The sequence below is a fragment of the Intestinicryptomonas porci genome (assembly GCF_033971905.1).
GTDB lineage: Bacteria > Verrucomicrobiota > Verrucomicrobiia > Opitutales > Intestinicryptomonadaceae > Intestinicryptomonas > Intestinicryptomonas porci.
This window is the reverse complement of the sequence record NZ_JALBUT010000003.1, coordinates 89,582-115,788: the sequence shown is the minus strand read 5'-3', so window position 1 is coordinate 115,788 and position 26,207 is coordinate 89,582. Positions and strand designations below refer to the sequence as shown.

At 45.3% G+C, this 26,207-nt stretch carries 23 protein-coding genes; 18 read left to right on the top strand and 5 right to left on the bottom strand.

From position 1 onward, the window contains the following. Window positions 1–29: 29 nt before the first annotated feature. A complete protein-coding gene (locus MOX91_RS03350; RefSeq protein ID WP_370396663.1) occupies window positions 30–923 on the top strand; it encodes a PEP-CTERM sorting domain-containing protein in 894 nt (297 codons plus the stop codon). A 54-nt stretch (window positions 924–977) separates the two neighbouring features. On the opposite strand, the gene MOX91_RS03345 is transcribed toward MOX91_RS03350, so the two are convergent. Further along, window positions 978–1,778, bottom strand: a complete 801-nt coding sequence (locus MOX91_RS03345; RefSeq protein ID WP_370396662.1) for an HAD family hydrolase — start codon at window positions 1,776–1,778, stop codon at window positions 978–980. Between the two features lie 197 nt (window positions 1,779–1,975). Between MOX91_RS03345 and MOX91_RS03340 the strand changes: the two genes are divergently transcribed. The 4 genes from MOX91_RS03340 to MOX91_RS03325 all read left to right on the top strand — a co-directional run bounded on the left by MOX91_RS03340 (window position 1,976) and on the right by MOX91_RS03325 (window position 7,756). Then, window positions 1,976–2,269, top strand: coding sequence for a DUF4282 domain-containing protein (locus MOX91_RS03340; RefSeq protein WP_370396661.1), 294 nt, complete (start codon window positions 1,976–1,978; stop codon window positions 2,267–2,269). Window positions 2,270–2,376: 107 nt separating this feature from the next. Then, the gene (locus MOX91_RS03335) at window positions 2,377–3,588 is read left to right on the top strand and encodes a hypothetical protein (protein ID WP_370396660.1); all 1,212 of its coding nucleotides are present in this window, start codon (window positions 2,377–2,379) and stop codon (window positions 3,586–3,588) included. Window positions 3,589–3,725: 137 nt separating this feature from the next. Continuing rightward, the gene (locus MOX91_RS03330; RefSeq protein WP_370396659.1) at window positions 3,726–6,509 is read left to right on the top strand and encodes a glycoside hydrolase family 38 N-terminal domain-containing protein; all 2,784 of its coding nucleotides are present in this window, start codon (window positions 3,726–3,728) and stop codon (window positions 6,507–6,509) included. Beyond that, window positions 6,509–7,756, top strand: coding sequence for a beta-galactosidase (locus tag MOX91_RS03325; protein WP_370396658.1), 1,248 nt, complete (start codon window positions 6,509–6,511; stop codon window positions 7,754–7,756). Before MOX91_RS03330 ends, MOX91_RS03325 begins: the two co-directional genes overlap by 1 nt. A gap of 198 nt (window positions 7,757–7,954) precedes the next feature. Here the strand turns inward: MOX91_RS03325 and MOX91_RS03320 are convergent, their stop codons facing one another. The 3 genes from MOX91_RS03320 to MOX91_RS03310 all read right to left on the bottom strand — a co-directional run bounded on the left by MOX91_RS03320 (window position 7,955) and on the right by MOX91_RS03310 (window position 10,897). Then, window positions 7,955–8,212, bottom strand: a complete 258-nt coding sequence (locus MOX91_RS03320) for an LEA/WHy family protein (protein WP_370396657.1) — start codon at window positions 8,210–8,212, stop codon at window positions 7,955–7,957. Between the two features lie 74 nt (window positions 8,213–8,286). Continuing rightward, the gene (locus MOX91_RS03315) at window positions 8,287–10,470 is read right to left on the bottom strand and encodes a pentapeptide repeat-containing protein (protein WP_370396656.1); all 2,184 of its coding nucleotides are present in this window, start codon (window positions 10,468–10,470) and stop codon (window positions 8,287–8,289) included. Then, entirely contained in the window at window positions 10,463–10,897 is a 435-nt protein-coding gene (locus MOX91_RS03310) for a hypothetical protein (protein WP_370396655.1), read from the bottom strand. Before MOX91_RS03310 ends, MOX91_RS03315 begins: the two co-directional genes overlap by 8 nt. Window positions 10,898–11,123: 226 nt before the next feature. Here MOX91_RS03310 and MOX91_RS03305 point away from each other — a divergent pair, with 226 nt between their 5' ends. After that, window positions 11,124–12,122, top strand: a complete 999-nt coding sequence (locus MOX91_RS03305; protein ID WP_370396654.1) for a tyrosine-type recombinase/integrase — start codon at window positions 11,124–11,126, stop codon at window positions 12,120–12,122. An 8-nt stretch (window positions 12,123–12,130) separates the two neighbouring features. On the opposite strand, the gene coaD is transcribed toward MOX91_RS03305, so the two are convergent. Further along, window positions 12,131–12,604 carry a pantetheine-phosphate adenylyltransferase gene (coaD, locus tag MOX91_RS03300; RefSeq protein WP_370396653.1) on the bottom strand — a complete coding sequence of 158 codons (474 nt, stop codon included), beginning with the start codon at window positions 12,602–12,604 and terminating at the stop codon, window positions 12,131–12,133. 77 nt (window positions 12,605–12,681) lie between these two features. Between coaD and MOX91_RS03295 the strand changes: the two genes are divergently transcribed. From MOX91_RS03295 to MOX91_RS03240, 12 genes are all read left to right on the top strand, one after another. Continuing rightward, window positions 12,682–13,278: a CDP-alcohol phosphatidyltransferase family protein gene (locus tag MOX91_RS03295; RefSeq protein ID WP_370396652.1), complete on the top strand. Its 597-nt coding sequence runs from the start codon at window positions 12,682–12,684 to the stop codon at window positions 13,276–13,278. Between the two features lie 2 nt (window positions 13,279–13,280). Further along, window positions 13,281–13,790, top strand: coding sequence for a phosphatidylglycerophosphatase A family protein (locus MOX91_RS03290; RefSeq protein ID WP_370396651.1), 510 nt, complete (start codon window positions 13,281–13,283; stop codon window positions 13,788–13,790). 132 nt (window positions 13,791–13,922) lie between these two features. Continuing rightward, the gene (nusA, locus tag MOX91_RS03285; protein WP_370396650.1) at window positions 13,923–15,176 is read left to right on the top strand and encodes a transcription termination factor NusA; all 1,254 of its coding nucleotides are present in this window, start codon (window positions 13,923–13,925) and stop codon (window positions 15,174–15,176) included. Between the two features lie 36 nt (window positions 15,177–15,212). After that, the gene (gene infB, locus MOX91_RS03280) at window positions 15,213–17,729 is read left to right on the top strand and encodes a translation initiation factor IF-2 (protein WP_370396649.1); all 2,517 of its coding nucleotides are present in this window, start codon (window positions 15,213–15,215) and stop codon (window positions 17,727–17,729) included. Between the two features lie 16 nt (window positions 17,730–17,745). Then, window positions 17,746–18,108, top strand: coding sequence for a 30S ribosome-binding factor RbfA (gene rbfA, locus MOX91_RS03275; RefSeq protein WP_370396648.1), 363 nt, complete (start codon window positions 17,746–17,748; stop codon window positions 18,106–18,108). Window positions 18,109–18,133: 25 nt separating this feature from the next. Continuing rightward, window positions 18,134–19,141, top strand: coding sequence for a DHH family phosphoesterase (locus tag MOX91_RS03270; RefSeq protein ID WP_370396647.1), 1,008 nt, complete (start codon window positions 18,134–18,136; stop codon window positions 19,139–19,141). Window positions 19,142–19,144: 3 nt separating this feature from the next. Next, window positions 19,145–19,876 carry a tRNA pseudouridine(55) synthase TruB gene (gene truB / locus MOX91_RS03265; RefSeq protein WP_370396646.1) on the top strand — a complete coding sequence of 244 codons (732 nt, stop codon included), beginning with the start codon at window positions 19,145–19,147 and terminating at the stop codon, window positions 19,874–19,876. Beyond that, on the top strand, window positions 19,876–20,823 hold the full coding sequence (gene ribF, locus MOX91_RS03260) for a riboflavin biosynthesis protein RibF (RefSeq protein ID WP_370396645.1): 948 nt from the start codon (window positions 19,876–19,878) through the stop codon (window positions 20,821–20,823). Before truB ends, ribF begins: the two co-directional genes overlap by 1 nt. A 44-nt stretch (window positions 20,824–20,867) precedes the next feature. Further along, complete coding sequence (locus MOX91_RS03255) at window positions 20,868–21,377, top strand: thioredoxin family protein (protein ID WP_370396644.1); 510 nt, start codon at window positions 20,868–20,870, stop codon at window positions 21,375–21,377. A gap of 203 nt (window positions 21,378–21,580) precedes the next feature. Next, window positions 21,581–22,090, top strand: coding sequence for a hypothetical protein (locus MOX91_RS03250; RefSeq protein WP_370396643.1), 510 nt, complete (start codon window positions 21,581–21,583; stop codon window positions 22,088–22,090). 31 nt (window positions 22,091–22,121) lie between these two features. Then, window positions 22,122–24,917 carry an isoleucine--tRNA ligase gene (gene ileS / locus MOX91_RS03245; RefSeq protein ID WP_370396642.1) on the top strand — a complete coding sequence of 932 codons (2,796 nt, stop codon included), beginning with the start codon at window positions 22,122–22,124 and terminating at the stop codon, window positions 24,915–24,917. Window positions 24,918–25,176: 259 nt separating this feature from the next. Next, window positions 25,177–26,202 carry a TraR/DksA family transcriptional regulator gene (locus MOX91_RS03240; RefSeq protein ID WP_370396641.1) on the top strand — a complete coding sequence of 342 codons (1,026 nt, stop codon included), beginning with the start codon at window positions 25,177–25,179 and terminating at the stop codon, window positions 26,200–26,202. Window positions 26,203–26,207 lie beyond the last annotated feature (5 nt).

Here is a 26,207-nt window from a genome sequence, read left to right as displayed (position 1 = left end):
GTAAAACCGGTTATAAGTTTCAAATTATCATGAAAAAAATATCTGCTATTTTTATATCTATTATTTTAACAATGCCGCTTTTTGCCGCTTGGAATGCTTCCACAATGAGCGGTAATTGGTCTGATTCCGGCATTTGGAATCAGGGAACTGTTCCAAGTACTTCCGATGATGGCGTAAATATTGGTGCCGGTACTGTTGTAACGATTGACAGCGCGGTTGATCCTGTCAAGTCTATTTTTGTAAAGCCCAATGCTTCTATTGTTTTTATGGAAGGTGCGTCGGTGACTTCTGCCGGACTTACCTTGGATGGAACGGGTACCAATTTGACTTTTTTGGGCGGTAGTTATGTGACATCTTCCCGAATAAACCAAAAACAAAACGGTTGCGGAGATTATATTTTTGGTGGAATAGATGAATTTGGCAAATTTAAAGCCGCTGTTGCAAAGAGCATAAACTCAACTAATCGCTTGCAGATGATGTCGGGAACAACCGCAACTTACAATGTTGCAGCTTCAAATTTGATTACCCAAAAAAGCTCAGGTTTGGATGACAATGCAATTTTTTACACTACGGGCGAATTTCAACAGATGCAGGGCGAATTTGTTTTGGATTTTTCAAACATACTGCTTCAAGACTTATTTGATGCCGGTATTGAAGGTGGAACGTATTATGTTGCTTTGGTTTCGTTTGGCGTTACCTACAAAACTCTTGGCGGTTCTGAATTTGCGCCGACTTTGTCTGACAATAGCGTATTCGGAGATTTTGTTTCATTTGAAGGCTTTGAATGGGCAAACGATTCAAAAAATAACAACACTTTGTATGCAGTGTTGAATATTAATCCATCGGTTCCGGAACCTTCAACATACGCGGCAATTTTTGGTGCTTTGGCATTGGCTTTCGTTGCTTACAAAAGACGCAAGTAATTTTTTCATAAAGCAAAAAAGCTTCGTTAAAAAACGAAGCTTTTTTTATTGTCGTTATTTCGGCAGGATTTGCGAGAGAGCCTTTGTGACGCCGCCTTCGTTGTAGGAGTAGGTCTGGAAACGTGCGAGTTTTTTTATTTCGTCCAAGGCGTTTGCCATGGCGTAGCTGTATTTGGCGCGTTTTAGAAGCTCAATGTCGTTTAGATAGTCGCCGAACGCGGCGGTTTGGTCGATGCTTACGCCGAGCGAGTCCTGTATCAGTTTAAGGGCATAGCCTTTGTCGGCGAGTTTGTGGGTGATGTCCATCCATTTCAGTCCCGAGATTTTAACCTGAAAATCTCCGCGCAGTTTTTCAAAATGAGGGAAGGCATTTGTAGCAGGGTTTATTAAGTCGCAAATCGTGAATTTGTAGAAAATGTCGTCATCGACTTGCGATATGTCCTTTACGGGCTTCAAGTAGCCCGAATAGCTCGAAAGCCGCGCCAGAAAAACGGGGTCGGGATTTTCGATGTATGCGAATTTTTTGCCCGAAAGCACTATGTATGTGCCGTCGATTTTCCGCGCGATTTCCAAAAATTGCCGCACGTCGTCTTTTGAAAGCTCCAATGACAGAAGCTCTTTGTCCGCCTTTGTCACATAAGCTCCGTTTTCGGCGGCGAAGAAAATTTCATCGACAATTCCCTTAAACTTGATTTTCATGTTGTGGATTTGCCTGCCGCTTGCCGCCACAAAGGCAATTTTATTGCGGCGCATTCTCTCGAAAATATCAAAGAAGTCGGGGGGAAGCTCCGCCTTTGAATTTAGCAGAGTTCCGTCCATGTCGCTTGCTACAAGTCTGATGTCGGGCAAATCCATAAGGTAAAAACTTTCTTTGATTTGCCCTGCTTTGTCAAGCGCGGGATATTTTGGTTTTTTGCGGCATTAAACATATTCCGTAAAAATAATTAAATGGAATTGGAATTTGACGAATAATAATTTGCAATGATTTTATGGGAATTTGAAAAAATCTTTTGGTATGAAAATATGAAAATGTTTAAAACAAAGGAAATGGAATGAATATAAAAGATATATTTAGTCTCGACAAATTGGTTCTCGCAACTGTCCTGCTTTGGATTTACAGGATTTTTCTCTGCGTTGTGGTTATTGGCGGCGCAGTAAGCGGTTTGGGGCTGATTTTTAACGGAGAGTTCTTAAGCGGCTTGTTTGCCATTGTAATCGGCATTCCGCTCGGCGTTCTGTTTTTGAGAATTTGGGTCGAGCTTGTCTATTTGGTTGTGGCAATACACGAAAAGCTGAGGGAAATCAGAGATATTCTGAAAAATAAAAGCAGCGGAAAATCCGAATAGCAAAAACAAAATATTGTCTTTTCTGCGAACGGGCAAATGCGCGTTCGCTTTTTTGTTGGTATTTTTTTAACTTGAATGTTATTAAATTGTTTCGTAATATTTTGACAATGAAATATTTTACTGCTTTGCTTCTTTTCCTAACGCCTGTTTTGGCTATGTCGGATATGATGGTGTCGCTTCTCGAGGCGTTGACGGCTGCGGATAAATCAAATAAATGTGTTTTGCTTTTTTATGGCGTAAATAATCACGAATATGTTTCTTTCAACTCCCGCGTTCGTTCAGATAAAAATTTTGGAAGACTTGCAGAAAGCAAACTGTTGACGGTGTCTGTTGGCGACAAAGGCTTGGCGATGCAGAAGCTTGCGGGAAGGCCTGTTAAGCTTTCAAACTATAAAAAAGCGGAAAAGTACAGAGAAAATGCTTTAAAAAAGGAGGATAAGCTATATGCTTTGAATAACGCAGTTTTGAATGACCTTAAAATCGAGAAAACGGGCATTTATTTAATCCACCCCAAAACAAATTGCGTTGAACCTCTAAAGTTTATGCCATTTGCCGGAGAAAGTTTTTATATAAGTTATAATTCCCTGCTCATAAAATCCGGAGAAAAATTGACCAAGCCAAATTCCAAAATTTCTCCGATTTGGCGAGAAGATTTTGACGGCGCGATGAAATCTGCGCTAAAAAACAACAAGGTCGTGCTTATAAATTTTGCGCCCTATTATAGGATTAGCAACGATAACACAATCGCAAATTATGCCTCAACACACGCGGAGTGCGTAGGCGTATTTTTCGACAGGTCGAATGAAGGCGCATTTTTGTATGACGGCAAATTTAAGGAACGCCACATGGAGCTTTTGAAGAAATATTATCCCGACTGGGTTCAAAACAGGCTGGCATCCGGCATAATACTGATAAATCCCGCATCGGGCATGGAAATGGAAGTGCGGGGCGCGGGCGTAAAATTTGAAAGGTTAAAAAACATAATAAGGGCGTTTCAAAACGGCAGAATCGAATACTATTTGCATGACGGCGCGATATGCTATGGCAACGATTGGGAGTCTGTGAAAGAAATGGCGGCGGCAAAGGGCAAGAAAATTGTTGTGCTAAATGCAAAAGTTCTCCCGTTTTTGCCCAAGGGCTTACAAGATAAATATATATTGTTTGCAAATAGCGACGATGCAAAATATGAAGGCAAAAAGGAGCTCGACTCCATAGACGTATTTATGACTGTTGCCCACTCTTTACAGAATGCGTGCATTTACAATCCGCAAAGCTGCAAATATAAAATAGTTTCGGTTGGCGATTTGAAAAACCTGTAAGCTTCGGGCGGTTCGGGTTTTTCGGGTAAATCCGTATTTTTCAAGCTGTTAAAAAGCCGTTTCGGGCGGGAAAAAACAGGATTTTTTTGCGAAAAATGCTTGTAAAAATCCAAGCGATATACAGCATTTCTCTAATTATGGCAAAAAACTACCAATACCATTTTATCCCTAACACCCACCTCGACAGAGAGTGGACTCTCGACTTTGAACATACACGCAAAATGACTGTGGACTTCATTGACGACCTCTTGGTCATAATGAAGAAAATTCCCGAATACACATTCTTGCTCGACTCTCAGGCTGTTCCGCTTGAAGACTACTTGGAAATCCGCCCCGAAAAGCGCGCGGAGCTTAAAAAGCACATTTCGGCGGGGCGCATAAATGCAGGCCCTTGGTACAGCGCGCTCGACATGAATACAATCACGGGCGAATCTGTCGTAAGAAATATGCTTTACGGGCACTTGACAGTCGAGGAATTCGGCGAGCCGATGAAAGTCGGCTACACTCCGTTCGGCTGGGGGCAGGTGAGCCAGCTTCCGCAGATTTATAAAGGTTTCGGCATAGATGTAGCGATGTTCTACCGCGGTATTACCCGCGACCAGGCTCCGCGTTCCGAATTTACATGGCGCGGCGCGGACGGCTCCGAGCTTTTGGTTTCGCGCTTCGGCATGGGCGCGCGCTACAACTTTTATTTCGGCGTATGGCGCAAGGCGTTATACAAGACGCAAAACCATCGCTTGCACCGCCGTTTCTTCTGGCATGAAGACTCATCTCCTTTCAAGCTCTGCGACGAATCCAACCGCTACAACCACGGCTATGTCTTCCCGAATGATTGGAAGATGGATAAGGACGCCGCAGAAGACGCTTTCAAGAAGCTTGTTGAAGAGGAAAAAACGCACTTCGGCACTCCGCACATTGCGCTCATGCACGGCATGGATACTTCCACTCCCGACTTGCGAGAAGCGGAAATTCTGGAGCAGTGCAAAGATATTGCAAAGAAGGACGGCAACGTGTTCTACTCTTCTTTGGCGCGTTATGCGAAAGACTTGAAAAAGGCGGTAAAGGGCGAAAAACTCCCCGTGATTGAGGGCGAAGTCCGCCATTTGCAGATGAACAAGTACGGCTTTAACTACATCGCAAACGACATCATTTCAGCCCGCACGAGGCAGAAAGTTCTGCTTGCCCAGACGGAAAACGCGCTGATAAAGAAAGCGGAGCCTTTCGGTCTTATGGCTTGGCTAAACGGTGCGCCGTGGCTTGAGCCTTTCTACAACCTTTCATGGCGACAGTATTTGAAATGCCACGCCCACGACACAATCGGCGGTTGCGGCATCGACAGAATTGAGCAGGACGCGACTTACCGTCTGCGCGATTCCATTTCGATTTCCGATATGATTGCAAGCGAATCGCTCTACGCCTTGCAGGCTAAAATCGACACTTCCTCCCTCGACAAGAATGCGCTTATCTTGACGGTATTTAATCCGCTTCCCTTTGAAAGGTCGGAAGTTGTTTCGGCGTTTGTGGATGTCGCCCGCGAAATTGAAGGCAAGGGTTTTGCAATGGAAGATTTCGAGGGCAATCCCGTCGAATTTGACATCTCTTCCACAAACTATTACGGCAAAGTTTTCCGCGACCATGCCGACTTGGCTTTGATGAGTTATGCCGATGAATACGAATTGAATTTCTTTGCGGATAAAGTTCCCGCATGCGGCTATAAAACTTATCTTTTAAAGCGCATAAAGGACGCGCAAAAGGCAAAGTCCGCAAAGGGTTTCGAGCTTGAAAACGAATTCTTGAAAGCCAAAGTCAATTCCGACGGCACAATCACTGTTCTTGACAAGGTTTCAAACCAGGCTTACGAAAACTTAAACAGCTTTGAAGACGGCGGAGAAATGGGGCACTCTTGGAGCCACGTTTCGCCGATAAACGATTTGATTGTTTCGTCAAAGGGCGTGAAAGCAAAGCTAAGCCGCGTCTCATCGGGTGCGGTTTCAAATACAATCAGAGCCGAGTTTACCCTGAAAATTCCTTCCGACACTCCGCGCTCTTCCGATTATATGGATTGGCGTCAGTCAACAAGGCTCGCAAAGGATTTAATCCCGACAACATTTGTCGTGGAATACACTTTGAAGGCAGGGGCAAAGAATGTCGAAGTCAAGGTCGAATTTGAAAACAAGTGCCGTAACCACCGCTTGCGCGCGGTTTTCAATTCGGGCGTAAAGGCTGAAAACAACTTTGCCGAATCTGTTTTCGACGTTGCGGTGCGCCGCCATATTCGCGACAAGAAAAATCCGTATGTCGAATTCCCCGAACTCACCTTCCCGATGGCTCGTTTCTCGGGGCTTAGAGACGCCAAAAGAGGCTTCGCTGTCTTGGGTGGGGGCTTGCACGAATACGAAACTTTTGCGGACGGCAAGTATGCGCTTACAATCACCCGCGCGTACGAAAACAAAATCTGCACTTCCGGCGATTTTGACTTGGAATACAAGCCCGGCGACCTCTCGCAGGGCATCGGTTCTCACTCCTACAAATATGCCCTCTGCTTCGGCGATTTCGGCGAAGATTACGAATTGCTCTTTAAGCAGGCGGACGAATTTTCCGCTCCGCTTTTGGCGGCGGAAACAAAGTCGAGAAATGGCGGCAAGCTTCCGCTTTCGGCTTCGTTTATGTCGCTTGAAGGCGATGCAATACAGCTTTCTGCGGCAAAGAAGGCGGCAAGGTCGAATTCGATTTCGCTGCGCCTTTTCAATCCGTCAGGCAAGGCTAAGAAATGCGTCGTAAAATTTGCAAAGCCCGTGAAAGAGGCAAAACTTTGCAACCTTAACGAAGAAGCGTCAAAGCGCGCAAAACTCGCAAACGGCGGCGTGGTCGTTGAACTCGCCCCGAAGAAAATACAAACAATATTGGTTGATTTAAAATAATGAAAGCAAGAATCATCAACGGCAAAAAATGCGAACTTAAAGGCGGCAGGCTCTATGTTGACGGCGTCTGGAAGTTTATGAAAACGGGCAAGCCTCTGCGCGACTACGGCAACAAAGAGCAAATCGAAGAATTGATTTCGCACCTGCCGATTTTGGCGAAAAAAGGCTATACGAATTTGGCGTTGAACTGCTACTGGCACCACTTCGACTTTGTGGGCGACGGCACAATCTCCGCCGACATCGAGCCTTTGCGCAGGCTGATTGACGCAATAAACGCAAACGGAATGTTCGCGTCTTTGTCGGTGGAAACTTACGGCGTTGGTGGCGGAACTCTGCCTGCGGGCTTTTGGAAAGCCTATCCGAACGCCGTTGCGGTTGACAGCAACGGCGAAAAGGCAAGCGACACCGAATATGCCTACGCTTCCGTTGTCCCGTCATTGTACGATGAAGACTATTTGAGATGTTCGCGCAATTTCATACGCAACCTTTCAAAAGCCTTGTCCGACAAAGATTTCTTGTATTGCGAAACAACAGTCGAACCCCAGTACATGGGCTCGCGCTATCTCGACTACTCCGAAGCCGCAAAGAAAGCATACGAAGCTTGGTGTGATAAAAACTGCAAGTATGCGCCAAAGTTCCCCGAAACTTTCCCCGCTCCCGAAGAATTTGTAAACGATGTTTCTTGGAACGTATTCCGCGCCCATTGGCTCGCCGACTGGGTGAATAACGACGCTCGCGCCTATCGCGAAGGTTTCGGCGAAAAGCCCGTCTGGATTGCTTCCGACTATCTCGACGCAAACGAAAAAACAATGTGCGCGCGCATGGGAAGCCCTATGAATTTCCTCTTGAATCTTGTCGAACCCGACATTTTGCAGGTCAACTGGACATGGCATTTCGACGACCGCCACCCAAATGCAAAGGCATACGCAAGAGTCCGCGAAGTCATGAACGCAACTAAGCGCGACTGGGTTATAACGGAGCATATGACAATTAACGGCACAGACTACTTCCCGCACGAAATGGAAGCTCTTTTGCGAAATACGATAGAAAATTCCACAAATTTTGGCTGGGAATTTGTCGATGTTGCCGTTGACAATGTCGATCCGTCGCAGGAAGGCGTAGTGATAGCGGGGTCGTTTAAGCCGCTCAACTTTTCGGTTTACAATAACGACTGGTCTCCGAAACCCTCAATGGCAATCGTTGACGATAGATGGGACGAATGGATGTCAATCATCAAGAATAAATAACCATTTTTTGCAAAGAGTCCGCAAGTCAGGATTTTTTATGCCAAACGGCGCAAGACTTTTCCCCCTGCGCCGTTTTTTGTTTTAGGTTTTTCAAAATTATTTCTTTATTGAATTTGCCGGCAAACTTAAAACCTCAAAAGCAAAGGCGCAGTCCGCGGGATGCGGGCTGCGCCTCGTTTTATTGACTATAAGAAGAAATTACCAAAGGGAATAGAGGTAGAGGAAGTATAGGGCTGCCGCCGTTCCCATAATCATAATAAGGGAAATGTTAAGCCCCATTTTGTAAGAGCCGTTGTTTTCGCTTTCGGAAGCGTCTCCTGCCGCGAAATTGAGCTTGTAAAATCTGAAACACAGGAATGCGAATATCAAAACCAGCGCGGTCAAAACCAAAAAGCCCTGCGAGAATACCACTTCCACAAAGAAGTCCCAAAATCCGTATTCCGAGTATGATTTCATCTTTCTTCCCTTAGAAAGAGCCTTCGGGCATAAAGCCCGAAAGCCCCGTATCCTATTTTATACCTATAAAAAAATTACTTTCTTCTTCTGTACGCCGCAAAAGCCAACGCCAATGCCCCAAATATCGCCGCATAGGTCGAGGGTTCGGGCAGAACTACAAGCAATCCGCTGTCGGTAATTTCATAGCCCCAAGAATAGGAGTATTCTTTGCCGTTTACATTCAATACAATATCTTCGCTTTTTACCAAATCTTCCAATCCTATAATCTTGGAAACATCTTCCCAATTCATTACCGAAAATTTTAATGTCTCCGAATTGAATTCCGACCATTCAAAATCTTCCAAGTTTATTACAAGCTTTGCGCCGTCTTTAAAGTTAAACGATGAACCTTCTTCTATTACAAACTTGGTTGAAGAATTTAAATCGGTGTTTATTACAATTTCCGAATATTTTGAAAGCGTCAAAGTTGAATTGTTGACTACTTCAAATTCCGCCCCTTTTTCCAGAGTCAAAATCGCCCCTCCCGAAATTGAAGAACTGGTGTTTAATTTTGCCGAAATAGAAGCACCGCCTACGCTTACAGGTTCATATTTCCTAATTGAAAAATTATCGTCCGATGATTCCATTGAAAAATTTTTAATGATGCCGTCATTCCAAATTGTATTTTTTATGTTTTGACTTCCCTTTATATTATTTAAATTAGCTTCACGTAAATCCGCATTGGTAAAATCAGTACCAACAAGTGTTGCATTGACGAAGCCCGCATTTTGTAGATTTTGTCCGGATAAATCCCAAGCGGACATATTCAATCCCGTAAATTTTACACCGTACAGATCTTTTATTTTCCAACTTTTTGTATTGTAGAGATTTCCTGAATTGAATCCCAAAACTCCTTCAAAATTCGCACCCCTTATTATAGAACCTGTCACTAAAGTACGTTCAAGATTTGTATTGGTAAAATTAATATTGGAAAGATCGCAACCCGATAAATCCCAACGCAAAGAATCATTGCCGGAAAAGTCATTTTCAGAGAAATCAATTCCACTTAAATCTTTGTTTTTATAACTTGCAGTGGAATAAAGTTGCTCCTTGGTAAATCCGTTGCTTGTTGTCGAAGAGAAATTTGCGCCTGTAATTACTGCTCCTTCTAATTTTGCATTTGTTAATTTGGCAGAACTTAAATTAGCTCCACGTAAATCCGCATTGGTAAAATTTACGCCTTCCAAAATAGAGGAATTTAAGGAAGTCCCAATTAACAATGTATCATACAATTCTGCATTTGTTAGATTTTGTTTTATAAAATTCCAATTAGATAAATCTAAATTTCCAAGTTTTATTCCCTCTAAATTTTTGTCTTTATAACTTACAGTGGAATAAAGTTTTTCTTTCGTAAAACCTATTGTTTTTGTAAAACTGGCATTTTTGACTATTGCATCAGTAAAATTTGTATTGGACAAAGTATTTTTATAAAAACTCGTTCCAGTTAAATTAAAACCTGAAAAATCAAAATTGGAAAACAAGTTACCATTGGAATCAAATTTTATTCCTGAAAAATCCTTATTTTTGTAATTTACAGATTTTTTAAGGTTATCTAAATTTATATTTTTTAAGCTGGCAAAATTTGTATTATAAATAACTGCATCTGTAAAATTTACATTTGTAAGATCTGCCGAAGAGAAATTCACCCCTGAAAGAACTGAGTCACTAAAATTGGCATTAGATAAATTTTGTCCTGAAAAAGACCAATCGCTAAGATTACATGCGATAAATTTTATATCTGTCAGATCTTTATTTTTGTAGCTTGCCGTAGAGTATAGTTGTTCTTTGCTAAGATTTTGTTTCCCTTGAATTTGAATACCATTAATAATTGCATCGGTAAATATTACATCGGTAAAAAGAGAACCAACATATGTTTTACCATTTCCCAATATTCCGAATTTAACGTTTGTCAAATTTGCATTGGTAAAATTAGATCCTCTAATATCTGCATAATAATAAGCCTGGGATGAAGCATTATCATATCTATAATAAGCAAAAGTAGAATCTCTTAGATTTGCCCCGATAAAGCTACACCCTTTCATACTTACATTTGCATGAAAATAAAAATCACCCCCATTAGTATAGGTAAAGTCTTTATCAACAAGATATTGTCCATCATAATTTTTATTATCAGCGGCAAATGATATGAGATTTAGTAATACAAATAGAAAAGAAACAAAAAATTTTTTAATATTCATTTTTTTTACTCCCTTAAACATTCAAATATTTATTTTGCAAAACAACGATTATGGCGTTTGCGATGTTTTCTGCCATCGAATTTAATTCATTAGTAGGAAATGTTCTCAAAACCAATTTGATGCTGTGTCTGCTTGCAAGTTTATTGAAAATAAACTGAAATACACTATTCTCAGTTTCTTTATTTCTTGAGGAGCAAATAAGAATATCTAATTGCTCTTTTTCAAAAGAATCAAAAACCTTTATGAAATCATCAATATAATCTCCATAGCTAATTATCCCAATTTTCTTTGGACCACATTTTAAGATTGCGGAAAAATCATTATTTCCTTCTATCTCATTTTTTTTCAAAATCTCTACATTATTTAAATTACTCATTTTTTCAAATAAGAGATTTAGCGTTGTTGTTTTTCCAGTGTTAGCGTTTCCCGTTAAAACTATAATGTCCATAGTATTCCTTGTTTATAATCTTGAAGAGCTATACAGTATTTATAATACTATGCGTTTTTAATGTTTATAACAGATTGAGAATTAGATTATTAGAGTTTAGGGCATTGTAAGGCGAAGAATAAAAATACCAAGTTTAGATTGTGTTTAAAGTTTCAAAAGTTCCAATATATCAAACAAATCCAATCTAAAATTGAAATTATAACTTGACCATAGTATTATAAATACGATGGACACTATATTAAATTCAGCTAAGAAAGTATTAGGTGAGACAACGGTTTCGGCTCTCGATTCGGCAAGGTTTGTCAGGAATATTTTGGATGCAAAGCCAAGTGATAGCAAATTGACGGATGCTCAGTTTATTTTAAAGGTAATTGAAGTCGGATTGCGCCATATCCGCACAAAAGAAATGTCATTTTATAAAGGTTTTGAGTTGTATTATAAAACCAAGAAAGACATTCTCCGTCCCGATTCGCTGAGAGACATTAGATATTTAGGGAATCGCTTGATGCGTTCAAATCCCCAACTTGCCAATCGCAATTTTTCGGAACTATCCCGCTTGGACTGCGAAGACTGGTTAAACGATACATTTTTAACGCCGAGTCAATTCAATAAAGGCAGGTCGTTTTTGCATGCGATATTTGAATTTGCGATCCGCAGGGAGTGGTGCGACAAAAATCCCATAAAGCGAATCGAACGCCGAAAGGTAATCGAAAAAGAAATCATACCTTTGAAACTATCCGAAACAAAGCGGCTAATCCAAACCGCACAACGCGAAAGCCACGAATACGCCGTAGTTGCCGCGCTCTTGATTTACGCGGGAATTCGTCCGCGCGAAGTCCGCAGGCTTTCTTGGTACGATATAGATACCGAAGAAAAGACAATTACTGTCCGTTCGCAATGCTCAAAGACAGGCGGCGTAAGGCATGTCGAAATACCTCCCATTCTCAACAGGATTTTGATTGTCAACAAATCCGAAAACGGTTTGCCTATTTGCCCTACGAACTGGCAACGCCGCTGGCGTAAAATCAGGGATAATTCGGGATTTAAGGGGCTTTGGGTGCAAGACGTTCTTCGGCATACCTACGCAAGCTACTTTGCTAAAAGATACTCCGACCTTCCGCGCCTCCAGCTGAATATGGGACACCGCGACCTATCCCTCCTCCGCTCCCGATACGTCAATATGTCGCAAATCTCTAAATCCGACGCGGCGGACTTCTTTAACTGATTTTACGTTTATTGTTTTTTCAGGGCTTCTATGACGTTCGGGGGGACGAACGAGGCTATTCTTGATTCGTCGTAGTATGCCACTTGCTTTATAATTGTGGAGCTTGTGAAGAAATATTGCTTTGAGGGCATTAACAGCACTGTTTCGATGTCGCCTTCCAAGTGTCTGTTCATTTGGGCGAGCTGGTATTCGAATTCGAAGTCGGAAACCACTCTAAGCCCTCTTATTATGATTGTCGCATTGTGTTTTTTTGCGAAGTCAACCGTAAGCCCTTCGAGGACTTCCGCGCTTGCGAAAGGAAGCCCCGAAATGTTTTCGCGCACGAGCCTCATTCTTTCTTCAAGCGAGAACATCGGGTTTTTGGAATTGTTCGGGGCGACAGCCATAATGATTTTGTCAAAGAGCTTTCCCGCTCTTTTTAAGATGTCCAGATGTCCGAGAGTGATTGGGTCGAATGTGCCCGGATAAATTGCAATTTTCATTTTTTTGCAAGTTAGGGTTAAATTATCTTGCATATGACTGTTATTGAAATCATAAACGAAGGCAACGCTTTTTTAATATGAACGTACCGAATTTTTTAACGGCGATGCGCGTGATTTCAAGTTTCGCGGTCGCGATTTTGCTTTGCATTCCGTGCAAATATCTCGTTTCTGCCGCATTTGTTTTGTATGTCGTGGGAGCGGTTACGGACTGGTTTGACGGGTATATCGCAAGAAAATGCAACATTGTGACCAATATCGGCAAGTTTATGGACGCGCTTTGCGACAAGATTATGGTCATAGGTCTATTTTTAGTCTTGCTTGGGCTTGATATGTTTGGCGGCTATGGGGATTTTTGGAAGATTACGGCGATATTTTGCGCATTCTTTTCAAGCGCGCGCGAGTTTTTCGTAAGCGGAATAAGAATGATTGCCGCTACAAAATCCATCGTTTTGGCGGCTGAAAATCTTGGCAAGTACAAGGCGGCTTTTCAGATGTACGCAATAGGGGCAATCATTTGCGCAAAAATGATGGTGGTTGATTTGGGAATTGCCGATTGCTTTTTGACGCCCCTTGCGTTTTATTCGGGTATGGGTGCGCTGGTTGTTTCCACAATCTTGTCGCTGATTTCGGGCGTTGGATATGGTGTCCGCTATTCTTATTTGTTGAAAGGGTAGCAGTGGACTGGCGCGTATTTTATCCGTGGCTTGGGGTTGCTCCCCAAAAATTTTGTGCAAGTCTTTCAACCTTGTTTTTTCTGGGGGCGTTGAAAGCTCCGGGTACTTGGGGCAGTGCGGCGGGATCTTTGTTTGTCGCGTTTTTGCTTTCGCGTTTTAACCCCGTATTTTACGTTCTATTTGCGGCATTCTTAATTTACTTTTCTATAGGTATTTGCGAAATCGGTGAGCGGGTCTTCAAGTTGAAGGACCCCGGCAAGATAAATTTCGACGAATTTGCGGCGATGCCCGTATGTTATTTGTCTGTTTATCTTTCGGGGGCGTTATGGCATCATTTTTGGGTGTGGATATTGGCGGGGTTTATCGTTTTCAGATTTTTTGACATTGCAAAGCCTTTCGGCATAAAGCGCGTGCAAATTTTAAGCGGCGGACTGGGCTGTGTTATAGACGATGTTTTGGCAGGCGTCTTCACAACATTGGTTTTGTATTTCGCAAGTCTTTTTTATTGTTAAAAAAAAGATGTTGACACGGGCGGTTTGGCGTAGATTATAAGAAGTCAAAATTAAACTCTCGGCAAGGAGTGGGTGCGAAAGCCCGCTTTTTTTTGTCATTTAAATTTTAACTACATAACAAAGAAGAACATCATGAGCAACAGCAGCGAAATATTGGCAATCATCGAGTACATGGAGAAGGAAAAGCAGATTAGCCGTGAGGATATGATTGAAAAAATATCCGCAGCCATCAAGCAGGCCGCTTCTAAAAGCTCTTTGCATTCGGGCAAGGATTTGCGCATAGAAATCAATCCGCGCACGGGGGCAATCAAGGCTTGGACTGCGCTGAAAGTCACTGATTCCGTTGCAGATCCCGCTTGCGAAATACACATCGACAAGGCGCGCCTCTATTTGCCTGATCCCAAAATCGGCGACGAAGTTTTGCGCGAAATGGATTTGAGCTCCCTTGGCAGAATTGCCGCGAAGAATGTTTACCAGAGCATAATCCAGAGCGTGCGCCAGTTTGAAAAAGAGCGCGTCTATGTTGAGTACAGGGACTTGGTTGGCGATATTGTGACAGGCACTGTGCGCCGCCGCGAAAAAGGAACGCTTTTGGTAGATTTGGGCAAGAGCGAAGGCATAATTCCGCGCCGCGAGGCAATCCCGGGCGAAGATTTGGCTATTGGCGACAGGGTTCGCTGCCTGCTCTTGGAAATCGAAACCACTCCGCGCGGTCCCGAAATCATTTTAAGCCGCGCAAGCTACAAGTTTGTAAACCGCCTCTTTGAATTGGAAGTCGCGGAAATCACCGACGGCAGTGTGAAAATCGAGGCAATGGCGCGCGAGCCCGGGTATCGCACGAAGATTGCGGTTTCGAGCTCTGACCCCCGCATCGACCCCGTTGGCGCGTGCGTAGGTTCGGGCGGTTCGCGCGTAAAGAGCATTGTCAGGGAATTGGGCGGAGAAAAAATCGACGTAATTAAGTATTACGATGACCCGAGGCTCTTGCTTGAAGAGTGCATCAAGCCAGCCAAGGCGAAGAACGTTCGCATAATTCCCGAGCAAAAACTGATTAAATTTGAAGTTTCCGACGAAGATTTGAGCGTTGTAATCGGCAAGAAAGGTTCAAACGCCAAGCTTACTTCCCGACTTTTGGGATGGAGGCTCGATATTGAGCAGGAGGCTAAGCAGAATGTCGGTATCAACGACAAGCTCCAAGCTGCCGCGGGATCTCTTGCGCAAATTTTGCCGAACATTACGGAACACCAGGCAATGATTCTCGCAAATAACGGCTTAAACAGCATTGAAACTTTCCACGACGTAACTGTCGAAGATTTGGCTGAAATGGGATTTTCCCCCGTCGAAGCGGAGGAAATATTGAATACCGTAAAGAAATACGGCGTGTAAAATCGGGGAGATTTTAACCTTAAACGGAAATAAAAAATGGGCGTAAGAATACATGAACTTGCAAAAGAAGTCGGGCTGACAAGCAAAGAGGTCATAGACTTCATAAATTCTCGCAAGGAGCAATACGGGCTTGAAGTCAAGAGCGCGTCTAACTCCATTGCAAACCTTTACGCCGATACTATTAAAGGCGACATCTTAAAGAAATCGGCCGAAAAAACGGAAGAGGCGTCTGAAGCTCCTTCTGAAAAAGCGGAATCCGCTCCGGAGCCGAAACCCGAATCAAAGCCTGCCCCCCAACCGGAGGTTAAAGCAGAAGAAAAGGCTGAGCCCGTGGCGGAGAAAAAGCCCGTGGAAGTTCCGCCGTCTGTTTCGCAGAATGTTGCAGAGCCGAAGCGTCCCGCTCCCGCTCCGAAAATTCCGCCCATGCAAAAGCGTCCTGCGCCTTTGCCTCCGCGTCCGATTGTAAAGCCCGCCGTTCAAAAGCCTGTCGAAGCCGCAAAAGCTCCCGATTTGCCGTCGGCGCGCATAGTTCAGCCCGAAGTCGTGGTGCGCGAAGCCCCCAAGTCGGCTCCCGCTCCCATGGTTCCCCCGCGTGTAAACGCTCCGAAAACTCCTTCTGTGCCGCCGAAAATTCCGATGACGCCCAAGTCGCCTTCGGTTCCTCCGCGCATAAATTTACAGCAGGTTAAAACGCCAAATTCTCCCGCGCCCATACCGCCGCGCCCGGGAGTTTCTAGCCAGCCTACCCAAGAACCGGGCAAGGCGAAGATAATTCAAATCAAGCCTCCGATAATCGTAAGGGATTTTGCAAAGGCTTTGGATTTAAAGAGTTTCAGGCTCATTTCCGAGCTTATGGATATGGGCATTTTCGCTTCGATGAACCAGACTATCGAAGAGGATATTGCCGTAAAAATTGCATCAAAGCACGGTTTTGAATTGGACATCAAGCACAGGGGCGAACAGCATGCCCGCGAGCTTGCCGCACAGGCAAAGAAAATCGCGGAGGAAAAGGCTGAAAAAGAAGATCCGAAAAATCTTGAGCCGCGCCCTCCGATTGTCTGCATTTTGGGGCACGTTGACCACGGCAAAACGACTTTGCTTGATACCATCAGAAAAACCAACGTTGTTGCGGGCGAAGCGGGCGGCATCACTCAGCATACCGCCGCCTACCAGGTCGAACTGAACGGCAAAAAAATAACTTTCCTGGATACTCCTGGGCACGCGGCGTTCTCGAAAATGCGCGAGCGCGGCGCAAATGTAACAGACATCGCAATCTTGGTTGTCGCCGCCGACGACGGCTTTATGCCGCAGACGGACGAGGCGCTCAGCTTCGCGCAAAAGGCGGGCGTTCCCGTTGTTGTCGCCATAAACAAAATGGACGCAAAGGGCGCGAACATCGACAAGGTGAAACAGCAAATGCAAAAGCGCGGCATTGCACCCGAAGACTGGGGCGGAGAAACCCTCTGCTGCGGCGTTTCGGCATTGAAGGGCGAGCATATCGACGAACTATTGGAGCTTGTTTTGTTGCAGGCTGAAATGATGGAGCTTAAAGCAAACCCGAAGCGCGACGCAAAGGGCGTTGTCATCGAATCCCAAATCGAGCAGGGCAGAGGCGCGACCGCAACTGTAATCATAAGGGCGGGAACTCTGAAAACGGGAGATGTCATCGTTTCAAAAGGCAATATGTGCAAGGTCAGGGCAATGCTTGACGACAAGGGCGCAAAGCTTCAAAAGGCTCTTCCCGGAACTCCTGTTTTGGTCATGGGCTGGACAGGCGCGCCTGAGGCGGGCGACGAGTTTGAAAAGGTATCAAACGACCGTGTTGCCCGCAAAATGGTAGAAGAATTTGAAGAACAGCGCAAAAAGGCTCTTGCGGCTTCCAATGTCACTAAGCCCGCAAGCATCGAAGACTTGATGGCGGCAATCGAAAGCAAGGATCAAAAGACTTTCAAGTGCATCGTAAAAAGTGATGTTTTCGGCACTGTAGAAGCCTTGGTTGCATGCTTAAAGGACATCAAAAGCGATAAAGTCGCCCTTGAAATCATCGGTTCTTCCGTAGGGCAAATCACCAAAAACGACGTTGATTTTGCCTCCACAGCGTCTGCGTCAATCGTTGCATTTAACGTTAAGCAGGACAACGGCGTTGCAAGCCTTGCCAAGCACGAAAACGTTGAAATTATCACCCACAACATCATTTACGAATTGATAAACAAGGTTCGCGAAGCAATGAAGGCTCTGCTCGATCCCGAACTTCGCGAAAACAAGCTTGGTGCGGCGGAAGTGCGCCAAATATTCAATGTTTCCAAGGGCGGAAAGGTCGCGGGTTGCATGGTAACCGAAGGCATTGTAAAGCGCGACAAGTTCTTGCGCATATACCGTAAGTCCAAGGAAATTGCAAAGGGCAAAATCGCAGACATCAAGAGGTTTAAAGACGATGTTACGGAAGTCCGCGCGGGATACGAATGCGGTATCGGCGTTTCCGGCTTTAACGACTACGAAATCGGCGACATTTTTGAATGTTTTGAAATTTTGGAAGTCCGCCCCGACTTATAATTGAAATTCCTTTTTTATGGACAGCAGAATAGTAAGGGTTGGAGAGCTCGTTTTAAGGGAGTTGAGCGGAATTTTGCATTCGAGGTGGCGTTCCGAGGCTGTTGCCATCACGCTTACCCATGCCGAAGTTTCGCCCGACTTGCGCAAGGCTCGCATTTATTATTCGGCAATCGGCGGGCGCGAAGCCGCCGCGGGCGCAGGCAGGTTTTTGTCGCGCATAAAAAAAGAGCTTAAATCTTTGATGACCAAGAATATCACGCTGAAATACACTCCCGACTTGGAGTTTGTTTACGACTATTCTTTTGAGCGCGGGGCGCGCGTCATGGATTTGATAGAAGAGCTTGAACAATCCGAAGGGGAAAATTCAGGCGAAAGCTGATTTGGATTTTTTCCGATAGTAAATTATGGACGGATTGCAAGAGAACAAAAAATTTTTCCCGAAATTTGAAGGTGCTTTTTCAGAATTTGCGGAAAGCGTAAAAGGCGGAAAATTCGCCGTCGTCGGGCATATGCGTCCAGACGGCGACTGCATAGGCTCTCAGGTCGCGATGGCGTATTTGTTGCGCAAACTTGGCGCCGCGGAAGTTGTGTGCCTCAACAAAAACGATGTTCCGTTTCTTTACAGGGAATTTACTTGCGGCGAAAAATTTTTAAATACCGAAGATTTTTGCGACGAGTCTTTTGAAATTGTGACGGTAGATTGCGCCGACCTGAAAAGGACAAGCGACGAGCTTGGGCGCAAATTTCCCGTTCCGTTTGCCTGTTTCGACCATCATGCTTCAAACAAGCCCTACGCAAGGCTGAACATAATAGAGCCTTCCGCAAGCGCGACAGGCGAGCTTTTGGCGGGGCTTATGGCGGACGCGGGTATTGAATTTGGAGATGACATTGCAAGCGCGCTTTATGTCGCGCTCATGATGGATACGAGGCAGCTTACGACTTCAAACACGAATTTGAGGGCTTTTGAAGTTGCCACTTTTTTGGTGTCAAAGGGGGCTGATCCCGCCGATATTTCCGTAAAGCTCTATCAGCGCGAGAAGTTTGGCAGAATGAAGCTTTTGGCGCAGTTTTTGCAGTCGCTTACCATGCACTACGATGGAAGAGTTTGCATAGGTCTTTTAAAGAGCGGAGTTTACGAAAAAACAGGCTCTTCAAAAGAAGACAGCGACGGCTTGGTTGACTACGCAAGAAACATAGACGGCGTGGAAATCGCCGTTTTGCTGGAGGATTTGGCAGATGGCGGAGTTAAAGGCTCTCTTCGCTCGAAACGCCCTGAAATGCAGGTGAATGAAATTGCCGCGCACTTTGGCGGCGGCGGGCACTTCGCGGCGGCGGGCTTCAATGTCAAAATGTCGATGGACGAATTTTATCCTGAACTTTTAAACATAATCGGGGAACATTTAAAAAGGTAGTTTATGGAGAAAAAAATTGCCGACTACGAAGGTATTTTGCTTATAGACAAGGCGCAGGGGTGCACTTCGCATGACGTTGTAAACGATGTGAGGCATATTTTGAAGATGAGAGCGGTGGGACATGCCGGAACTCTCGATCCTCTGGCGACCGGGCTTTTAATAATTCTTGTAGGCAAGGCAACCAAGGCTTCCCAGTATTTGATGAGCGTTGACAAGGTTTACGAAGGCTCGTTTAAACTCGGAGAGGAGACAAACACTCAGGACAGCGAAGGCGAACTTGTCGCAAGCCTGCCTGTTCCCGCGCTTTCGGGGGAGGATTTGAAAAAGCAGATGGCGTCTTTTTTGGGGGATCAGTATCAGACTCCGCCAATGTTTTCCGCAAAAAAAATTAACGGCGTGCCTCTTTACAAGCTTGCGCGCAAGGGGCAGGAAATCGAGCGCGAGCCGCGTTTTATCCGTATTTCAAAATTCGAGCTTTTGGATTGGAATTCGGAATCGAAGGAGGCAAAGTTCAGAATTGATTGCAGCAAGGGAACTTATGTCCGCACTGTTTGCCACGATTTGGGAAAGCGCATCGGCTGCGGAGCGCATATGACTTCTTTAAGGCGCGTGAAAAGCGGCCAGCTTGATATTTCAGACGCGGTTTCCATAGAGGAATTGAAAGAAATGCCGCCGTCCGCCGTCCGCAAGGCTTTAATTCCCGTAAGCACGGCGGTTCCAAGTATTGCTTTTTAATGGAAAATGCGGTTCAGTCTTTGGACGGCGGCGGGGTTTTTTGCGAGCCTTGCGCGCTTGCCATCGGCATTTTTGACGCGGTGCACAAGGGGCATCAACATGTTTTGAATGCCGCGAAAGATTTTGCCGCAAAAAACGGGGCAAAAGCGTTTGTCTTGACGTTTTATCCGCATCCGTCAAAGGTCTTGGGAGGAGAAAAGGCAGGGGGATGCCCGCTTATTTATCCCGCAGACGTTCGCGCGGAACTTTTGTTGGATTTTGGAATGGACGGCGTTTTCTTTAAGGATTTCACCCCTGAATTCGCCTCGAAAACTCCGGAAGAATTTTTCGGCTTTTTGATGGAGAAATTCCCAAATTTGAAATGCGTCGCGACGGGCGAAAATTTCCGCTTCGGCGTTCGGGCTTCAGCAGATGTCAAAGTTTTGAAGGAGCTTGCAGGCGGGAGTGGCGTTGAAACCATATCGGTTTGCGGAGTTTTGGACGGGGGCAATTTCGTAAGCTCGACGCGTCTTAGGAAAGCTTTGCAAGATGGCGACATGCAGTCTTTTTATGAAATGTCCGGGCGCAACTATTTTTGCAGGGGCAGGGTCGAAGGCGGCAGAAAACTTGGCAGAACCATAGGTTTTCCCACGTTAAATTTGAAAGCCTTTGGCGAGTGTAAGCCGAAGTTCGGGGTTTACGCGTCCCGCTTGCAGAATTTGGACACGAAAGAAATTTTTTGCGGAGTTTCTAATGTAGGGGTAAATCCCACAGTTGGAGAATGCGCCCCCGTATTGGAGACAAATACTTTTGATTTCCCTGATTTCGGGGAGGGCGCGAACATAAAAGTCGAGCTTTTAAAATTCTTGCGCGGAGAGAAGAAATTTGCTTCAATAAATGATTTGAAAGCTCAAATTGCTGTTGACAAGGAGAATGCAAATAAATTTTTCCGCGTTTGTGGCTGTTAAATTTTGCGCTTAAAGGTTCAGGCAAAAAATCGATTTGTTAAACTATGAAAATTATAAAAATTCTATGTTTGTTCGGGGCGGCAGCTGCCTCTTCCATCTCTTTGTTTGCGGAAGCAAAGCCGTCTGATGAAAAAGCGGCAAGCCGCGAAGTTTCCGAAAAATCGGTAAACTGGTTTTTGGATATAAAAAAGGCGGAAAAGCAGGCGGCAAAAGAAGGCAAGCCTCTAATCATATTTTTTACGGGGTCGGACTGGTGCATCTGGTGCAAAAAACTTGTCCGGGAAACGATTTCAAAGCCCGAATTTGTGGATTATGCCAATAAAAACTTCGTGATGCTTTTGTGCGATTTTCCGAACGAAGGGGCGGACAAGGAGCAGATTGCGAAAAACTCCGAGCTTGCAAGCGCGTTTAAAATTGAGGGTTTCCCGACCCTTGTTTTGCTCGACATAAAGAACAAGAAGGCGTTTAATTTCGGTTATTCGGAAGCAAACACTCCGCAAAAGTTCATTGATTATGTCAAGAAGACGATGGAAAAATCAAACGCCGCGAAGTAGCTTTCAAGCCTCTAAGGCGGGCTTTGCCGTAAAAATTGCGCAAAATTTTCTTTTTGCGCAATTTTTGTTTATAAAACTGGCTGAAAATGCCGTTTTTTTTGTTTACGTAAAATCCGCGTTGGGATATAAAAATTTTTGTAAAAGATGCGCGTTTTTAAGTTTTTATGTTGAATGAATTTTAAAAATCTATTTGATTTTGCAAAATGAAAATTTCACCTATAATAGTCTTTGGATTCGTTTTTGCGTCTCTTGCATTTTTTGCGCCTCTTAAAGCGCAGGAAGGGGATTTGCAAATCGCTTCCCTGCAAAAGGAAATCGAGTCTTTGAAATCGACCATAAAGCAGATGGAAAAAGATTATTACGACGTTTTGCTTGAAAACATGAAGCGTCAAAACAAACTGCGCGCGGAAATTCGCAGATTGAAAGAAGAGCTTGAAAAATCCGCCGCGGGAAATATCGGAAATTCTTTTGCGTCCGCCGATGCAGGGGGCGCGCTTCCGAAATCGGGCATTGCAAACTCTCCCGATTCCGCAAAGCGCGAAACTTTTGACAAGGACGCGGAGTATAGGCAGGCGCAGGCTCTGCGCATTGCCCGCGAGCGCGAAGAAGCCGAAAAGAAGGCGTCTCAAAAACCTGAAGAAAAATCTGTGGCGGAAGAGCCGAAGCGCGGAGATAAAAACTCTTCGTTTTGGGACCATGCTTTCCCCTTTTGATAACTTGAAAAATTTTTAAAGAAATAAAGAAATGTCGGATAACGATTTTAAAAATTCATTAAATCTCCCTAAAACAGGCTTCCCCATGAGGGGCGACCTCGTAAAGCGCGAACCCCGACGCATAGAGTTTTGGAAAGAAACAGACCTTTACGGGCGCATTCAAAAGAAAAATGCGGGCAAGCCGAAATTCGTTTTGCACGATGGGCCTCCGTTTACAAACGGCGATGTTCACATCGGCACCGCTCTCAACAAGATTTTAAAAGACATCATCTTGCGCTACAAGTCCATGCGCGGATTTGAGACTCCGTACTGCCCTGGTTGGGACTGCCACGGGCTTCCAATCGAGCATAAAGTCGTGAAGATGTTGCGCGAGGAAAACCGCGTTTTGCCGATTGCGGAATTGCGCGCGGAATGCGCAAAATTTTCTTCGTCTTTCATCGAAAAGCAGACGAAGCAGTTTTTACGCCTCGGCGTTTTGGCAGACTGGAAGCACCAGTATAAAACCATGTCCCACGCATATGAAGCCGAAATTTTGAGGACGTTTGCGGCGTTTGTCGAAAAGGGCTTGGTTTACCGCAGCAAGAAGCCCGTATATTGGTCAATTCCGTGCAAAACCGCGCTTGCGGAAGCGGAAATCGAATATAAAGACCATGTTTCGCCTTCCATTTGGGTCGCGTTCAAATTAGACGAGAACGCAAACAATTCTCTTGGTTTGGACAAGGCCGAAATTGTCATTTGGACAACGACTCCGTGGACTTTGCCCGCAAACTTGGGCATAGCTGTCCATCCCGACGTCGATTATGCGGCTGTAAAGGCAAACGGCAGGACGTTTATTGTTGCAATGCCCCTTGCCGAAAAATTCGTTGCGGATTTGAAGCTTGAAGGCGCGGAAATTTCAAATGTTTGCAGGGGCGAAAAGCTGGTCGGCTTGAACGCCCGCCATCCGTTTATCGAGCGCGACGCTCCCATTGCCGCCGCGCGCTATGTCACGATGGATTCGGGCACGGGCTGTGTGCATACCGCTCCGGGGCACGGTCTTGAAGACTATCTGACGGGGCTTGAAAACGGTTGGGAAATTTATTGCCCGATTGACGACGACGGTAAATATGTCGATGACGGAAGAGTTCCAAGGGAACTTGTCGGCACGAGCGTTTTGGAAGAAAACGGTAAAAATTTGGCAAACATAAAGGTCTTGCAGATAATCGAGGCAAACGGATCTCTTTTGAAGCTTGCCAAAATTTCCCACCAATATCCGCATTGCTGGCGTTCAAAGACTCCTGTGATTTTCCGTGCGATGGACCAGTGGTTCGTGTCTCTTGACAAAAATAATTTCAGGCAGGACGCCCTGAACGCGATTTCGGACGTAAGCTGGCTGCCCGCAAGCGGCGAAAACCGAATCCGCGGGGCGGTTGAATCGCGCCCCGACTGGTGCATATCGCGCCAAAGGGTTTGGGGCGTTCCCATTCCCGCTTTCTACGACGAAAACGGCAAGGCGTATCTTGACGCGGGCGTCGTTAAAGCCATTGCAGACAAGGTTGAAAAACTGGGAACAGCCTACTGGTACACGGCAAGCGAAGATGAAATTTTGGACGGCATCAATCTTCCGGATTCATGGAAGGGCGTTGGCGCGCTCAAAAAGGGCGTCGATACTTTGGACGTTTGGATTGACTCCGGCTCGAGCCACAGGGCGGTTCTTGCAAAAAATCCCGACTTGGCAGTACCCGCCGATTTGTATTTTGAAGGCAGCGACCAACACAGGGGCTGGTTCCAAAGCTCTCTTTGGACGGGCATTGCCACAATCGGCAAGGCTCCGTACAAGAAGGTTATCACGCACGGCTTTATCGTTGACCAAAACCGCAAGAAAATTTCAAAGAGCGACGGCAAGCCGCACACGGCCGACATGTATGTGAACAAGTGGGGTGCCGACATCGTGCGCCTTTGGATTTCGTCTGAAGATTATCAGGCAGACATTCCCGTTTCGGACGGCATCTTTACGCATGTCGCAAACACTTACCGCAGTGTCCGCAACACCATCATGTACCAGCTTGGCAACTTGTCGGATTTCGATTTCGGCAAAGACGCCGTGGCGCTTTCCGAGTTGGACGCGATTGACAAATGGGCGTTGCACAAGGCGGCGTTGTTTGCCCAAGACGCAAAGCAGGCGTATGAAAATTACGAGTTCCACAAGGTTTACCGCCTGATTGACGTCTTCTTCGGCGTAACTCTTTCAAGAATTTACCACGACATCTTGAAAGACAGAATGTACACGTTCGCCGCACATTCAAAGCTCCGCCGTTCTTCCCAGACTGCAATCTGGCTCATAAACGACATTTTGCTGAAAGTGATTGCGCCTATTTTGACGTTTACTGCCGACGAAGCTTATTCTTTCAAAACTTCGGGCAGTGAATATTCGGAAAATTCAATCCACTTGCAAAATTGGTGCGAAGTTGCCGAAGGCTGGCTGAACGAAGGCGTTTACGAAAACATCGAGCGTCTTTTGCAAATTCGCGACATGGTAAATGAAGAGCTTGAAAAATTGCGCAAGGACAAGGTAATAGGCAAGAGCCTTGAAGCGGAAATTGAAATTATGGTTTCATCCGACAGTGCCGATGCCGATATTCTTGAAGCGTACAAGGACAAGCTCCCCGAGCTTTTCATCGTTTCGGAAGTCAAAATCGTCAAGGGAAGTTTCAGCACGATTGCAATTCAGGCAGGCAAGGCGGAAGGCGAAAGGTGCGTCCGCTGCTGGAGAGTGTTGCGCGATTTGGACGAAGACGGCATTTGCCCGCGCTGCCGCGCCGCGCTTGACGAGCTTGCGGGAAAGTAGGCATTTGCGCGGAATATCCGCGCAATGTCTTTTAGGTATTTTTTTATAACAAAACAAGATTATGGCGACTGCGAAAAAAACAAAGAAAATTGCCGCGTCAAAAGCCGTTTCTTCAAAAAAGAAAGCGGCGACCGGGGTCGCGGCAAAAAATGTTGTGTCAAAAAAAGCTCCAAGCAAGAAATTCGTTTCCGCGAAAAATGCGGAAGCAAAAAAAGTGAAGCCGCAGCCAAAACAAACAAAACAACCAATTTCAAAAAAAGTGGCTACAAAAAAAACAATAGCTAAAAAAACTGCGCCGAAAAGCGCGTCGGCTTCAAAGTCGGAGAAAGCGTCTTCTGTCAAGACCGCAAGCGCAAAAACAGAGCATAAGAAATCCGCCCCAAAAGAAGCAAAATCTTCGGAAAGCAAGGCTTCTCCAAAACAGGTTTCCGAAAAGAAAGGCAATTCCTCAAAGAAAATCAGCGATATAAAAAAGCACACCATTTCCGTTGCGGAAGCGATTGCGGAAATCTTGAAGAACAAGAAGCCAAAATCTTCCGCGCCCGTTGAAAAGCTTCCTGTTGCCGGTTCAAAGCAGAGGGCTTGCGCGGGAATTTATTTTTCGATTGAGGATCTCGACAGCTATTTGGCAACGCGCGGCACTGCAAAGCCCGAAGAGGACGCAAGTTCCGTTTCGGCATCCGCTTCAACCAAAAAGTCGGGAAAAGTTTCGGCGGCGCAGGTCGTCCAAGTTCCAAAGCGCGCGTTGTCTGCGGCGAGCATTGCCGATATTTTGGGATTTAATCCGATAGAGCAGTCGCGCTCCGCTTTTGAGGAAAAAGACGTTCCCGCAAAGTGGAAGAAATACTACAAGCTCTTGGTCGAAATGAAAAATCGAATCCAAAACGGCTCGAGCGACAAAGTTGAAAGCGTCAGCTCTTCAAACATCCAGCTTTCGCACGAAAATTCTACTCAGGGCATGGATGTTGCAGACATCGGCGCGAAAAATTTTGAGCGCGACATGGCTTTCAACCTACTTTCAAACGAACAGAACATAATTTCCGAAGTTAACGCGGCAATAGAACGCATAAGAAACGGGACTTACGGCATCTGCGAAGTAACGGGCAAGGCAATTCCCGAAAGCCGCCTTTTGGCGGTTCCCTTCACCCGATGCACAATCGAAGGGCAGAAACAGAAGGAAATCGAACAGCGCAGGCTAAGGGCGGGACAGCGCGCGCGCCAGTATGATGTTGACTTGTCTGCGGACGGGCAGGAATCCGAAGTTCCGGAAGACGATTCTGAATAGGTCAA

Excerpts from the sequence above, each read along its gene's own strand:
- MOX91_RS03350 (WP_370396663.1), top strand. The coding sequence starts at position 30 with ATGAAAAAAATATCTGCTATTTTTATATCTATTATTTTAACAATGCCG.
- MOX91_RS03345 (WP_370396662.1), bottom strand. The coding sequence starts at position 1,778 with ATGGATTTGCCCGACATCAGACTTGTAGCAAGCGACATGGACGGAACT.
- MOX91_RS03340 (WP_370396661.1), top strand. The coding sequence starts at position 1,976 with ATGAATATAAAAGATATATTTAGTCTCGACAAATTGGTTCTCGCAACT.
- MOX91_RS03335 (WP_370396660.1), top strand. The coding sequence starts at position 2,377 with ATGAAATATTTTACTGCTTTGCTTCTTTTCCTAACGCCTGTTTTGGCT.
- MOX91_RS03330 (WP_370396659.1), top strand. The coding sequence starts at position 3,726 with ATGGCAAAAAACTACCAATACCATTTTATCCCTAACACCCACCTCGAC.
- MOX91_RS03325 (WP_370396658.1), top strand. The coding sequence starts at position 6,509 with ATGAAAGCAAGAATCATCAACGGCAAAAAATGCGAACTTAAAGGCGGC.
- MOX91_RS03320 (WP_370396657.1), bottom strand. The coding sequence starts at position 8,212 with ATGAAATCATACTCGGAATACGGATTTTGGGACTTCTTTGTGGAAGTG.
- MOX91_RS03315 (WP_370396656.1), bottom strand. The coding sequence starts at position 10,470 with ATGTTTAAGGGAGTAAAAAAAATGAATATTAAAAAATTTTTTGTTTCT.
- MOX91_RS03310 (WP_370396655.1), bottom strand. The coding sequence starts at position 10,897 with ATGGACATTATAGTTTTAACGGGAAACGCTAACACTGGAAAAACAACA.
- MOX91_RS03305 (WP_370396654.1), top strand. The coding sequence starts at position 11,124 with ATGGACACTATATTAAATTCAGCTAAGAAAGTATTAGGTGAGACAACG.
- coaD (WP_370396653.1), bottom strand. The coding sequence starts at position 12,604 with ATGAAAATTGCAATTTATCCGGGCACATTCGACCCAATCACTCTCGGA.
- MOX91_RS03295 (WP_370396652.1), top strand. The coding sequence starts at position 12,682 with ATGAACGTACCGAATTTTTTAACGGCGATGCGCGTGATTTCAAGTTTC.
- nusA (WP_370396650.1), top strand. The coding sequence starts at position 13,923 with ATGAGCAACAGCAGCGAAATATTGGCAATCATCGAGTACATGGAGAAG.
- infB (WP_370396649.1), top strand. The coding sequence starts at position 15,213 with ATGGGCGTAAGAATACATGAACTTGCAAAAGAAGTCGGGCTGACAAGC.
- rbfA (WP_370396648.1), top strand. The coding sequence starts at position 17,746 with ATGGACAGCAGAATAGTAAGGGTTGGAGAGCTCGTTTTAAGGGAGTTG.
- MOX91_RS03270 (WP_370396647.1), top strand. The coding sequence starts at position 18,134 with ATGGACGGATTGCAAGAGAACAAAAAATTTTTCCCGAAATTTGAAGGT.
- truB (WP_370396646.1), top strand. The coding sequence starts at position 19,145 with ATGGAGAAAAAAATTGCCGACTACGAAGGTATTTTGCTTATAGACAAG.
- ribF (WP_370396645.1), top strand. The coding sequence starts at position 19,876 with ATGGAAAATGCGGTTCAGTCTTTGGACGGCGGCGGGGTTTTTTGCGAG.
- MOX91_RS03255 (WP_370396644.1), top strand. The coding sequence starts at position 20,868 with ATGAAAATTATAAAAATTCTATGTTTGTTCGGGGCGGCAGCTGCCTCT.
- MOX91_RS03250 (WP_370396643.1), top strand. The coding sequence starts at position 21,581 with ATGAAAATTTCACCTATAATAGTCTTTGGATTCGTTTTTGCGTCTCTT.
- ileS (WP_370396642.1), top strand. The coding sequence starts at position 22,122 with ATGTCGGATAACGATTTTAAAAATTCATTAAATCTCCCTAAAACAGGC.